The sequence below is a fragment of the Mycobacterium sp. 050134 genome (genome assembly GCF_036409085.1).
Taxonomy (GTDB): Bacteria; Actinomycetota; Actinomycetes; order Mycobacteriales; family Mycobacteriaceae; genus Mycobacterium.
Genome location: NZ_JAZGLV010000008.1, coordinates 49,307 through 61,471, shown reverse-complemented (window position 1 = coordinate 61,471; position 12,165 = coordinate 49,307). Strand labels below are relative to the sequence as shown.

Genomic DNA, 12,165 nt, shown 5'->3' with positions numbered 1-12,165 from the left:
GCCTCAGCTGACGGAATCGGCGATCGTCGACTCCGCCAGCTGCGACAATCCCTCCCGCACGTGGCGGGCCCACATCGCGCCAATGCCGTCCACTGACTGCAGGTCGCTTGCGCTGGCGGCCAGCACGCCCTGCAGCGTGCCGAAGGTCCGCACCAGCAGGTCGACGTGGGCGAACTGCAGCCGTGGAATCCCGGCCATCGCGCGGTAGCCCCGCGGGCTCAGCGCCGAGTCCTGCGCCTCCGTCGTCGTCGGATAGCCGAAAACCTTTGCCAACGAAGTGAACTCGAGCAGCTCGGTGTCGGACAACGCGTCCAGCTCGTCCAGGGTGGCGGTCACTTGCGCCTCGGACAGCGGCTCCGGGCTGGCGTGGTAGTCGCGCACGATCAGCTCGCGGGCGATGTCGTTGCCGCCCAGCAGCTCGTCGAGCTGAAGCCGAAGCTGGCGGCCGTCGGTGCCCAGTTCGACCACGTCGTTGTCGATGACGAGTCCGATCCGCCGGACCAACTCCAGCCGCTGCACCACCGTCATCACGTCCCGCAGCGTGACGAAATCCTCGATCTCGGCGCGCGACAGCTGCCTGCTGACCTCGTCGAGCCTTATCTTGTACCGCTCCAGGGTCGCGATGGCCTGGTTGGCGCGCGAGAGGATGGTCGCCGAATCCGCCACCACGTGCCGCTCACCGCCGACGTAGACGGTGACCGTGTTCATCGAGTGGCTGACCGAGATCACCGGGTAACCCGTCTGGATCGCCGCCCGCTCGGCCGAGCGGTGGCGCGTCCCCGATTCGTCGGTAGGGATCGACGGGTCGGGGACCAGCTGCACGTTGGCCCGCACGATGCGGCTGCCGTCGGTGGACAGGACCACGGCGCCGTCCATCTTCGCGAGCTCCCGCAGCCGGGTGGGGGCGTAGCGGACGTCCAGGGTGAAGCCGCCGTCACAGATGGCCTCGACGTACTCGTCGTTGCCGAGCACGATCAGGGCGCCAGTACGGCCGCGGAGAATGCGTTCGAGGCCGTCGCGCAACCCGGTGCCCGGTGCCAGGCGGGCGATGGTCTCACGCAGCGTCGGACGGGTCACAGGGTGTCATTCTGCGGCCCCGGCGTGTCATGCGTCCAGCCGTCGCGGCGGTCGGCGATGTCTCGCACGTGCTGGAGCGCCACGGCGATGGTCGGCGCCCGCAGTGCCCGCATCCCGCTCGGGACGATCTCACGCCGGGGGTCGTCCCCGTCCGGGATCAGCGCGACGGTGAAGCCCTGCCGCGCCGCCTCGCCCAGCCGGCGCTCCATGCCGCTGACCCGGCGCAGGTCGCCCGCGAGCCCGACCTCGCCGATCATCACCGCCGTGGTGGGCAGCGCGAGGTTGGCGTAAGCGGAGGCCAACGCGACCGCCACGGCGAGGTCGGAGGACGGGTCGGTCAGCCGCATCCCGCCCACGGTGGACAGGTAGATGTCGTTGACGGTGAGGTTCAGCCGGCCGTGCTTTTCCAGCACCGCGGCGATCATCGCGGCCCGCGCGTGGTCGATGCCGCTGACGGCGCGGCGCGGTGACCCGCCCGCCGGGGTGGCGAGCAGCGCCTGCACCTCGCCGATCAGTGGTCGTTTCCCGTCCATCGTCACGGTGATCGCGGTGCCAGGGACGGGCACGGGCCGCTGATCGAGGAACAGGTTCGACGGGTCGGCCACGTCCTCGATCCCGTTGTCGTGCATGACGAAACAGCCGACCTCGTCGGCGGCGCCGAAGCGGTTCTTGAGCCCGCGGACCATCCGCACCGAGCCGTTGCGGTCGCCCTCGAAGTGCAGGACCACGTCGACGAGGTGTTCCAGCGAACGGGGCCCGGCGATCGCCCCGTCCTTGGTGACATGGCCGACGAGGATCAGCGCGACGCCCCTGGCCTTCACCGCGGCGGTGAGCGCGGCCGTGACCGCCCGCACCTGGGTCACGCCGCCCGCGACGCCGTCGGCCTCAGTGGTGGACATCGTCTGCACCGAGTCCACGATGACCAGCGCGGGCCCGACCGTCTCGATGTGGTTGAGCACCGTGTGCACGTCCGATTCAGCCGCCAGGTACACCTCGTCCCCGCCGCAGCCGACCCGGTCCGCGCGCAGCCGGATCTGGCCGGTGGACTCCTCGCCGGAGATATACAGCGCGCGCTGGCCGCGCTGCGCCCATCGATGCGCGACCTTGAGTAACAACGTCGACTTGCCCACGCCGGGGTCGCCGGCCAGCAGGGTGACCGAGCCGGGCACCACGCCACCGCCCAGCACCCGGTCGAGTTCTGCTATGCCCGTGGACCGGTGCCGGCTGGCGTCGGGCTCGATGGAGCTGATGGGGACGGCCCGCGCGGCCGAAGCCGGGTTCGAACGCCGCCCCGCGCCGACGGCGCTGAGCACCGCCACCTCGTCGACGCTGCCCCAGGTGCCGCATTCCAAACAGCGGCCCACCCACTTGGCCGTGAGGTGCCGACACTCCGAGCAGCGATATTGCGACCGTGCAGTTGCCACGTCATGACGGTATCGGGCCGGTGTGACAACACCGGCGTGACAGGCCGGTCAGATCGGCCGCGGCTGCGGCGACGGCCCAGCCGAGATGGGCACCTGCACGGTCGCCTGCCCGGCCTTTTCGAAGTTGAAGGTGAAGTTGTAGTTGAGCCCGTTGCTGATCGGCTTGCTCAGGTTGACGGTCGCTCTCACCGCGTTGTTCGAGTCGATCGGGCCCGGCGCCACCCGCTGGCCTTCCGGCGTGCCGATGAACAGCATCCCGGCCGGCGCCAGCCGGGCGTCCCCGCTGATGGTCACCGTGCCGATGTCGCTGGTGATGCCGACCAGCCTGTCCGGCTGATCGGGGGACTGGTTGACGGCGACCGCGATCAACTCGACGCTTCGGCCGGGCTGGAGGAAGTCGCTGGTCTGCACGGCCTGGATCCGGATGTCGCGGAGCGCCACGTTGTTGAAGGTGACCTTGTTGCCGTTGATCGCCGGCTCCTGGACGGCCATCTGGGAGACCTGGCCGGCCCCGCAACCGCTGAGCACGGCGGCGACCAACGCGACCAGGCCGATCTTGAAGCGGTTCACTTAGTGCCTCCTGCTAGGCCTCGCGCCGTCACGGGACAGCGGATCAACGCGGATCACATACGCAACTATGCAGAGTAGTAGGTACCCTCCGGCGGCGGTAGCTCAGGGCGCCAGACCCACTGCGACGGGCCGCCGGCGGGTCCGTCAGCGGTCTTCAGGCGGGACCCCCATGTCCTTCGGGCCGGCGCGTTGGTAAGCTGTTGTATTGCATGTCTTGCTCCGTCTGTCAACCCCTAGTTTGCGCGCGTAGTGCCCCTGACCTGCACTGTTGTTCCGCACGCGGCACGTTGACGTGTTAGAATGAAGTAACGAAAGGGGCTCGAATCACATGATCTTCAAGGTCGGCGACACCGTTGTCTACCCGCATCACGGTGCTGCGCTAGTCGAGGCGATTGAAACCCGGACCATCAAAGGGGAACAAAAAGAGTATCTCGTCTTGAAGGTGGCGCAGGGTGACCTGACCGTTCGAGTACCCGCCGACAACGCCGAATATGTCGGCGTCCGCGACGTCGTGGGCCAAGAAGGCCTCGACAAGGTTTTCCAGGTGTTGCGCGCTCCCCATACCGAGGAGCCGACGAACTGGTCGCGCCGCTACAAGGCCAACTTGGAGAAGCTCGCCTCGGGCGACGTGAACAAGGTCGCCGAGGTGGTTCGCGACCTGTGGCGCCGCGACCAGGAACGCGGGTTGTCCGCGGGTGAGAAGCGCATGCTGGCCAAGGCCCGGCAGATTCTGGTCGGTGAGCTGGCCCTGGCCGAGAGCACCGACGACGCCAAGGCGGAGACCATCCTCGACGAGGTCCTGGCCGCCGCTTCTTGAAATTTCTGACGCTTCGGTGGTCACGGGGACGGGCTCCTCGGGCACGGTCGTCGCGGTAGTCCCGGCCGCCGGGTCGGGCGAGCGACTGGGCGCTGGCGTTCCGAAGGCATTCTGTGAGCTAGGCGGTCGCACCCTGCTCGACCTGGCCGTGTCAGGTCTGGTCGAGTCGGGCGTCGTCGACCACATCGCGGTGGCCGTTCCGGCCGACCGGATCGACGAGGCGAAACGCATCGTCGGCGATCAGGCGACCGTCGTCGCCGGCGGGGCTGACCGCACGACCTCGGTCAGCCTGGCGCTGGCCGGCCTCGCCGGCGATCCCCGATTCGTTCTGGTGCATGACGCCGCCCGTGCGCTCACGCCGCCGCGGCTGATCGTGCGTGTGGTCGAGGCGCTGCGGGCCGGTCACGCCGCGGTCGTGCCGGCGCTGCCGGTTTCCGACACCATCAAGGCCGTGGACGCCCACGGGGTGGTGCTCGGCACGCCGGAACGGGCCGGGCTCCGGGCCGTGCAGACCCCGCAGGGCTTCGCCACCGAGCTCCTGCTGCGCGCGTACCAACGCGCCGGCACCGCGAACTTCACCGACGACGCGTCGCTCGTCGAGCACGTCGGCGGCCAGGTCCAGGTGGTCGACGGCGACCCGCTGGCCTTCAAGATCACCACCCGGCTCGACCTCTTGCTGGCGGAAGCGATCGTGCGCCGATGACCGTCCCGCGCGTCGGGATCGGCACCGACGTCCACCCCATTGAGGCCGGGCGGCCGTGCTGGCTCGTCGGGCTGCTGTTCGACGGCGCCGACGGGTGCGCCGGCCACTCCGACGGTGACGTCGCGGCGCACGCGCTGTGCGACGCGGTCCTCTCGGCGGCGGGGCTGGGCGACATCGGCGCCGTGTTCGGAGTCGACGACCCGCGCTGGAGGGGCGTCAGCGGCGCCGACATGCTGCGCCACGTCGTCGACCTGATCTCCCGGCACGGCTACCGCGTCGGGAACGCCGCCGTGCAGGTGATCGGCAACCGGCCGAAGGTCGGGCCGCGCCGCGGCGAGGCGCAGGACACGTTGTCGGGTTTGCTGGGCGCGCCGGTGTCGGTGTCGGCCACCACCACCGACGGGCTGGGGCTGACCGGACGCGGGGAGGGCCTGGCCGCCGTCGCCACCGCGATGATCATCCCCACCGGCTGAGCGCGCGTAGCGCCCGCCTCCGCGGAACCACCCGGTAAGCTGGCACGTCGTGACCGATCGCGCCCATCTGCGGCTGCACGACACCGCCGCGGGTGCGGTGCGCGATTTTGTTCCGCTGCGCGACGGCCACGTCTCCATTTACCTGTGCGGCGCCACCGTCCAGGGCCTGCCACACATCGGGCATGTCCGCAGCGGCGTGGCCTTCGACATCCTGCGCCGCTGGTTGATGGCGCGCGGTTGCGACGTCGCCTTCGTCCGCAACGTCACCGACATCGACGACAAGATCCTCAACAAGGCGGCCGCGGCGGACCGGCCGTGGTGGGAGTGGGCGGCCACCTACGAGCGCGCGTTCAGCGCCGCCTACGACGCCCTGGACGTCCTCCCGCCGTCGGCGGAGCCGCGCGCCACCGGGCACATCACCCAAATGGTCGAATTGATGGACCGGCTGATCGAAACCGGTCACGCGTACGCATCGGGCGGTGACGTCTACTTCGATGTGCTCAGCTACCCGGAGTACGGGCAGTTGTCCGGACACAAGATCGACGACGTCCATCAGGGCGAGGGCGCGGCCACCTGTAAGCGCGACCAGCGCGACTTCACCCTCTGGAAGGCCGCCAAGCCGGGCGAGCCGTCGTGGCCCACGCCGTGGGGCCGCGGGCGCCCGGGCTGGCACCTGGAGTGCTCGGCGATGGCGCGCACCTATCTCGGGCCGGAATTCGACATCCACTGCGGCGGGATGGATCTGGTCTTCCCACACCACGAGAACGAGATCGCGCAGAGCCGCGCCGCGGGGGACGGCTTCGCCCGGTACTGGCTGCACAACGGCTGGGTGACCATGGGCGGCGAGAAGATGAGCAAATCGCTCGGCAACGTGTTGTCCATCCCGGCGATGCTCGAGCGGGTACGGCCGGCCGAACTGCGCTACTACCTCGGCAGCGCCCACTACCGGTCGATGCTGGAATTCTCCGAGACCGCCCTGCAGGACGCGGTCAAGGCGTACGTCGGCGTGGAGGAGTTCTTGCATCGCGTCCGCGTTCGCGTCGGCGGCGTCCAACCGGGCGAGTGGACGCCGCGATTCGCCGAGGCCCTCAACGACGACCTGGCCGTCCCCATCGCGCTCGCCGAGGTGCATCAGACGCGCGCCGAGGGCAACCGGGCGCTCGACGCCGGCGACCACGAGGGCGCGATGGCACACGCCCGCGCCATCCGGGCCATGATGGGCATCCTCGGCTGTGATCCGCTCGACGAGCGCTGGGAAGCCCGCGACGAGACATCGGCCGCGCTGGCGGCCGTCGACGTCCTGGTGCGGGCGGAGCTGCAAAGCCGGGAGAAGGCGCGCGAGGAGCGCAATTGGGCTCTGGCCGACGAGATCCGCGACCGGCTCAAGAACGCCGGCATCGAGGTCACCGACACCGCCGACGGGCCGCAGTGGACGCTGGGCGGTGACGGTAAGTAGATGGCCGGCAATTCGCGACGCCGGGGCGCTGTGCGCAAGGCGGGCACCAAGAAGGGGCAGACCGTCGGCTCCGGCGGCCAGCGCCGCCGTGGGCTGGAGGGGCGTGGGCCGACGCCGCCCGCACACCTGCGACCCAACCACCCCGCCGCCAGGCGGGCCCAGCCGCAGCCGCGCCGGCCGGCCAGGCGCACCGAAGAGGCCGAGACCGTGCTGGGCCGCAACCCCGTGCTGGAGTGCCTGCGCGCCGGTGTTCCGGCGACGGCGCTGTACGTGGCGCTTGGCACGGAGGCCGATGAGCGGCTCACCGAATCCGTAACCCGCGCCGCCGATTCGGGCATCGCGATCCTCGAGGTGCCGCGGACCGATCTGGACCGGATGACCGCCAACCACCTGCACCAGGGCATCGCGTTGCAGGTGCCGCCCTACGAGTACGCCCACCCCGACGACCTGCTGGCGACCGCCCTTGCCGCGCCGCCCGCCTTGCTGGTCGCCCTGGACAACATCTCCGATCCCCGCAACCTCGGGGCGATCGTGCGGTCCGTCGCGGCGTTCGGCGGTCATGGAGTGCTGATCCCGCAGCGGCGGTCGGCGTCGGTGACGGCCGTCGCGTGGCGCACCAGCGCGGGCGCGGCGGCCCGCACACCGGTGGCACGTGCGACGAATCTCACCAGGACGCTCAAGGATTGGGCCGACCGCGGGATGCGGGTCGTCGGGTTGGACGCCGGCGGCGACACCGCGCTCGACGACCTGGACGGCACCGACTCGCTGGTGGTGGTGGTGGGCTCGGAGGGCAAGGGCCTGTCGCGGCTGGTGCGGCAGAACTGCGACGAGGTGGTGTCCATCCCGATGGCCGGGCAAACCGAGTCGCTGAACGCCTCGGTGGCCGCCGGGGTGGTGCTCGCCGAAATAGCCCGCCAGCGCCGGGGGTAGCCCGTTGCCCGGCTGGCCCGCCCGCCTTTCAGCCGTGCTGGCCGCGCTCGCGCTCGCCGGGCCCGCGCCCGCGGCATCCGCCGAGGGACCGGGCTTCGACCTGCAGGCCCATCGTGGCGGGCGCGGGGAGACCACCGAGGAATCGCTGCGCGCGTTCGCCAAGTCGATCGAATTAGGCGTCAGCACATTGGAACTCGACATTTTCGTCACCAAGGACGAGCAACCCCTGGTGTGGCACGACCCGACGATCCTGGCCGAGAAGTGCACGGACACGGCGCCCGCGTTCCCGGGCGACCCGCAGTATCCGTACGTCGGCAAGCTGGTGCACGAACTCACCCTGGCGCAGGTCAGGACGCTGGACTGCGACAAACGGCTCGAGGAGTTTCCCGACGCGGAAGTGGTGCGGGGCAACCGGATCGCGACGCTGCCGGACGTGTTCGCGCTGAGCGACTCGTACCGCGCGGACGTACGCTTCAACGTCGAAACCAAGGTGGAGGCCGACAAGCCCGGTACCTCGGCCGGGCCCGAAGAAACCGTCGACGTCATCCTCGCGGCGGTGCGGGGTGCCGGCAAGGCCGACCGCGTGGAAATCCAGAGTTTCGACTGGCGGACCCTTCCCCTGGTGCGTCGCGCCGAGCCGTCGATCCCGTTGGTGGCGTTGTACAACGAGCAAACCTGGGCGCCGGATTCGCCATGGCTGGGCGGCGAGAACGCCGCCGTCATCGGCGACCCGATGATTGGCGCGAAACTGGTTGGCGCCGAGATCATCTCGCCGGAGTACACCCTGGTCGACGGCAAATCCTACGTCGACCGCGCCCATGGCCTCGGCCTCAAGGTGATCCCGTGGACCGTCGACGACGCCGCCACCATGCGCGAGCAGATCTCCGACGGCGTCGACGGCCTCATCACCGACTACCCGACGTTGCTGCGAAGCGTCCTGAGCAAACTCGGAATGCCGTTGCCCCCGGCGGGATTCGAACGTCGAGGTTTAGGCGGGGCCGATCGGGGCAATCATGCCCGGTGATTCAGGCATCCATCCCGTCAGTGCTGCGCGAGCGAGCCAGCTTACAGCCCAACGATCGAGCGGTGACGTTCATTGATTACGAGCAGGATTGGGACGGCGTTGCCGAGTCGCTGACCTGGTTGCAGTTGTATCGGCGGGCATCGGGCGTCGCCCGGGAGCTCGACCGGTGCGGCTCGCCGGGTGACCGGGCCGTCATTGTGGCCCCGCAGGGCCTCGACTACATGGCTGCCTTCCTCGGCGCACTGCAGGTCGGGCGGATTGCGATCCCGCTCGCCGTGCCGCTGGGCGGCGCGATCGACGAACGCGTCGAGGTGGTGCTGCGCGACGCCTCGCCTGCCGCTGTCCTCACGACCTCGACGGTCGCGGGGGTCGTCGACGAACACCTCGGGCCCTCGTCCGGACCCGACGGACCCGCCCTCATCGAGGTCGACCGGCTGAACCGGAACTCCCGGCTCGGGCCGCACGTCGAGAGGGACGGCCGGGACACCGCGTACCTGCAATACACCTCCGGGTCGACCCGCCAGCCGGCCGGGGTGATGATGTCGCACCAGAACCTCCTGGCCAACTTCGAGCAGTCGATGTCCGACTACTTCGCCGACTCCGGCAAGGTGCCCCCGCCCGACACCACCGTGGTGTCCTGGCTGCCCTTCTATCACGACATGGGCCTGATGCTCGCGATGCGGGAACCGATCCTGCTGGGCTTCCCCAGCGTGATCATCAGTCCGGTCGCCTTCCTCCAGCGGCCGGCGCGGTGGATGCACCTGCTGGCGAACAACAGCCATGCGTTCTCGGCGGCACCGAACTTCGCCTTCGAGATCGCGGCCCGGAAGACGTCGGACGCCGACATGGCCGGACTCGACCTCGGCGACGTGCTCGGCATCGTCACCGGCAGTGAGCGGGTGCACCCGGCCAGCCTGCGCCGTTTCACCCAGCGGTTCGCCGCTTTCGGTTTCCCGGAGCGTGCGCTCCGCCCGTCCTACGGGCTGGCGGAGGCGACGGTGTACGTGGCGACCCACGCTCCCGGGGCGGCCCCGAAGGTGGTCCACTTCGACCCCGAGAAGCTCGCCGACGGGCATGCCGAGCCGCAGGCCGGCGCGTGCGGCGCCCCGCTGGTCAGCTACGGCGTGCCGCAGGCGGTCACGGTGCGGATCGTCGACCCCGACACCGCGACCGAGCTCCCCGCGGGAACCACCGGGGAGATCTGGGTGCACGGCGACAACGTCGCCGCGGGTTACTGGGGCAAGCCCGACGAGACCGAGCGCACCTTCGGGGCCACGCTGACCGAGCCCTCGGCGGGGACGCCCCCGGGGCCCTGGCTGAGGACCGGCGATCTCGGCTTCATCGCCGACGGCGAACTCTTCATCGTCGGCCGGATCAAGGATCTGCTGATCGTCCGCGGCCGCAATCACGCCCCCGACGACATCGAGGCGACGATCCAGGAGATCACCGGCGGCCGCGTCGCGGCGATCTCCGTCCCGGACGCTCAGACCGAGAAGCTCGTGGTGATCGCGGAGATGAAAAAGCGGGACCAATCCCCCGAGGAAGTGGCGGAGAAGCTGGACGCCGCGAGGCGCGACATCAACACGGCGGTCGCCGCGGCGCATGGCCTTAAGGTCGCCGACCTGGTTGTCGTGGCACCGGGATCGATTCCGATCACGACGAGCGGCAAGGTCAGGCGCGCGGCGTGTGTCGAGCAGTATCGCCAGCGGAAATTCGATCGGGTCTAGTTAGGTCTGTGTTCCTGAGCGCGTCGGGTCCTCGGCGTGCGAATCGGCGTTACCCACGGTCGTCGCTAATGCGGTTTCGGCGGGGGCACGCTGGCTGCTCGACGTCCCGCAGGCCTCCCCGAGGTGCCTGGACACCGGGAAGCCGTCCCGAATGGAGGTTGCACGTGGGCCGTGCACCTGTTCTCCTGCGCGTGGCCCGGGTGTGGTGTCGGTGCGTGACGGGTCTTCGGGTTCTGCGGATGTGGCGGGGGCGGCCGGGGCGTCGGGTGGCAAGCGTGCACCGGTGAATGCCGGGCTGGCGGGGGCTGCGGATGACGCGGATTTGCGCGCTGAAGATCTAGTGCATGCATGACCCGAGCTGCGTCGATCTTACTCGTCGGCTCAATGATTCTGGCCAGCACGAGATCACGGAATACGCTGTCACCCTTGGGAACTGGCTCAGAACACAGGACTCGGTAGGCGGTGCGCAGGGCGTCCCATAGCTGAGTCATCCACGATGACGTGATCGGCAAGGTGCCCGATCCGACCCGCCCGAGAGCCCGAGTTCTGGTTCGGTCTGGCCCGCCGCCAAGCGTGCAGCTGCCGCAGACTTCAGCGCAGCCAGCCGAACCTCATCGTGGGCCGAACCGATGTGCTCGATCGACCGCGAACCCCGAAGGCCGTCTTCACGGTGCGCACGAAAGCCACCAGCGCAGCTTACGGCCCAGGCATAGCTACCCGCCCAGCAGCCGCACGCTCGCCCATAGGGCGAGCACCGCGACCACCAGGGAGGGCGGGACGGTGCACAGCCCGAGCCTGGTGTATTCGCCGACGCCGGCGTCGACGTCGTGCCGGCGCAGCACGCGCCGCCACAGCAGATTCGACAGCGAACCCGCGTAGGTGAGGTTGGGTCCGATGTTGACGCCGATCAGGACCGCCAGGATCACCACCGGGCCGCCGTGTGCGACCAGCGGCAGCAGTACCAGCGTCGCCGGCAGGTTGTTGACGATGTTGGCCAACAGGGCCGCGATTCCCGCGATCGCGAGCAGCGTGGGAAGCCCGGAGCCGGACGGCAGGACCGCGGACATCGCCCTGTCGATCCCGTTGACCATGACCGCGTGGACCACGACGCCCAGGGCCAGTACGAACACCAGGAACGACACGTGCACCGAGCGTGCGATGTCGGCCATCGAGGTGTGACCGCGGCTCAGGCTGCGCACCGCCAGCACCGAGGCGCCGGCGAGCGCGACCCAGGCCGGTTGCACTCCTACGGACTGCCCGACGGCGAACCCGATCAGCGTCAGGCCGACGATCACCAGGACGAACACCGGCGGCCGAGGGGCCGGCCCCGCCTCCTCGGGGTCGGGCTGGACGCGGAGGTCCGCGGCAAAGAACCACCGGAAGATCAGGTACAGCGTGGCGACCACGCCCAGCCACGGCAGGGCCATCACCAGCGTGAACTTCGCGAACGAGATGCCGGCGGTGTGAAACGCCAGCAGGTTCGTCAGATTCGACACCGGCAACAGCAGGGAGGCACCGTTGGCGAGGTGTGCGGTGGCGTAGGCGTAGGGCCGCGCCGGGGTGCGCAACCGGCGGACCGCCGACAGCACCACAGGTGTCAACAACACCACCGCGGCGTCCAGGCTCAGCGCGGCGGTGATCAGCGACGCGATGGCGAACACCCGCAGCAGCAAACCGCCCGCCCCGACGCGTCCGCGGGCGATCGCCGCGCCGGCCGCATCGAACAGGCCCTCGTCGTCGCACAGCTTGGCCAGCACCAGCACCGCCCCCAGGAAGGCGACCACGCCGGACAGGTCGACGACCTCGGTCGCCGCCTGGTGAACGGAGATCGCGCCGATCGCCACCAAAATGAGGGCCGCCGGCACCGCCGCCACCGCCTCCGGCAGCCCCCGCGGGCGCATCACGGCGAACACCAGCACGGCAGCAAGCAGCACCAGCGCAACAGTCAGTATCAAATCCGCGCC

11 protein-coding genes and 1 pseudogene are annotated in these 12,165 nt (G+C 69.8%); 7 read left to right on the top strand and 5 right to left on the bottom strand.

Annotated elements, in window-relative coordinates; all coding sequences use genetic code 11:
* Positions 1 to 3: 3 nt before the first annotated feature.
* Genes disA through SKC42_RS11185 form a run of 3 tightly spaced genes read right to left on the bottom strand, consistent with a single transcriptional unit; the run spans position 4 to position 3,071 of the window.
* Complete coding sequence (gene disA, locus SKC42_RS11195; RefSeq protein WP_330964375.1) at positions 4 to 1,077, bottom strand: DNA integrity scanning diadenylate cyclase DisA; 1,074 nt, start codon at positions 1,075 to 1,077, stop codon at positions 4 to 6.
* Positions 1,074 to 2,501, bottom strand: a complete 1,428-nt coding sequence (gene radA, locus SKC42_RS11190) for a DNA repair protein RadA (protein ID WP_330964374.1) — start codon at positions 2,499 to 2,501, stop codon at positions 1,074 to 1,076. The genes disA and radA overlap by 4 nt, the downstream gene beginning before the upstream one ends.
* 48 nt (positions 2,502 to 2,549) lie before the next feature.
* Positions 2,550 to 3,071, bottom strand: coding sequence for a hypothetical protein (locus tag SKC42_RS11185; protein WP_330964373.1), 522 nt, complete (start codon positions 3,069 to 3,071; stop codon positions 2,550 to 2,552).
* Between the two features lie 328 nt (positions 3,072 to 3,399).
* Here SKC42_RS11185 and carD point away from each other — a divergent pair, with 328 nt between their 5' ends.
* Genes carD through SKC42_RS11150 form a run of 7 tightly spaced genes read left to right on the top strand, consistent with a single transcriptional unit; the run spans position 3,400 to position 10,201 of the window.
* Complete coding sequence (gene carD / locus SKC42_RS11180) at positions 3,400 to 3,888, top strand: RNA polymerase-binding transcription factor CarD (RefSeq protein ID WP_007166539.1); 489 nt, start codon at positions 3,400 to 3,402, stop codon at positions 3,886 to 3,888.
* A 16-nt stretch (positions 3,889 to 3,904) separates the two neighbouring features.
* Positions 3,905 to 4,591 carry a 2-C-methyl-D-erythritol 4-phosphate cytidylyltransferase gene (ispD, locus tag SKC42_RS11175; protein WP_330964372.1) on the top strand — a complete coding sequence of 229 codons (687 nt, stop codon included), beginning with the start codon at positions 3,905 to 3,907 and terminating at the stop codon, positions 4,589 to 4,591.
* Entirely contained in the window at positions 4,588 to 5,064 is a 477-nt protein-coding gene (ispF, locus tag SKC42_RS11170) for a 2-C-methyl-D-erythritol 2,4-cyclodiphosphate synthase (protein WP_330964371.1), read from the top strand. Before ispD ends, ispF begins: the two co-directional genes overlap by 4 nt.
* A 49-nt stretch (positions 5,065 to 5,113) precedes the next feature.
* On the top strand, positions 5,114 to 6,520 hold the full coding sequence (gene cysS, locus SKC42_RS11165; RefSeq protein WP_330964370.1) for a cysteine--tRNA ligase: 1,407 nt from the start codon (positions 5,114 to 5,116) through the stop codon (positions 6,518 to 6,520).
* The gene (rlmB, locus tag SKC42_RS11160) at positions 6,521 to 7,450 is read left to right on the top strand and encodes a 23S rRNA (guanosine(2251)-2'-O)-methyltransferase RlmB (protein ID WP_330964369.1); all 930 of its coding nucleotides are present in this window, start codon (positions 6,521 to 6,523) and stop codon (positions 7,448 to 7,450) included.
* Positions 7,451 to 7,454: 4 nt separating this feature from the next.
* The gene (locus SKC42_RS11155; RefSeq protein WP_442932093.1) at positions 7,455 to 8,474 is read left to right on the top strand and encodes a glycerophosphodiester phosphodiesterase; all 1,020 of its coding nucleotides are present in this window, start codon (positions 7,455 to 7,457) and stop codon (positions 8,472 to 8,474) included.
* Positions 8,471 to 10,201, top strand: a complete 1,731-nt coding sequence (locus tag SKC42_RS11150) for an AMP-binding protein (RefSeq protein ID WP_330964368.1) — start codon at positions 8,471 to 8,473, stop codon at positions 10,199 to 10,201. Before SKC42_RS11155 ends, SKC42_RS11150 begins: the two co-directional genes overlap by 4 nt.
* Before the next feature lie 347 nt (positions 10,202 to 10,548).
* On the opposite strand, the pseudogene SKC42_RS27715 reads toward SKC42_RS11150, so the two are convergent.
* Both SKC42_RS27715 and SKC42_RS11145 read right to left on the bottom strand, forming a co-directional pair.
* A pseudogene (locus SKC42_RS27715) lies at positions 10,549 to 10,888 on the bottom strand (IS1634 family transposase); the annotation flags it as partial.
* 26 nt (positions 10,889 to 10,914) lie between these two features.
* Positions 10,915 to 12,156, bottom strand: a complete 1,242-nt coding sequence (locus tag SKC42_RS11145; protein ID WP_330964367.1) for an SLC13 family permease — start codon at positions 12,154 to 12,156, stop codon at positions 10,915 to 10,917.
* Positions 12,157 to 12,165: the final 9 nt, after the last annotated feature.

Excerpts from the sequence above, each read along its gene's own strand:
- carD (WP_007166539.1), top strand. The coding sequence starts at position 3,400 with ATGATCTTCAAGGTCGGCGACACCGTTGTCTACCCGCATCACGGTGCT.
- ispF (WP_330964371.1), top strand. The coding sequence starts at position 4,588 with ATGACCGTCCCGCGCGTCGGGATCGGCACCGACGTCCACCCCATTGAG.
- rlmB (WP_330964369.1), top strand. The coding sequence starts at position 6,521 with ATGGCCGGCAATTCGCGACGCCGGGGCGCTGTGCGCAAGGCGGGCACC.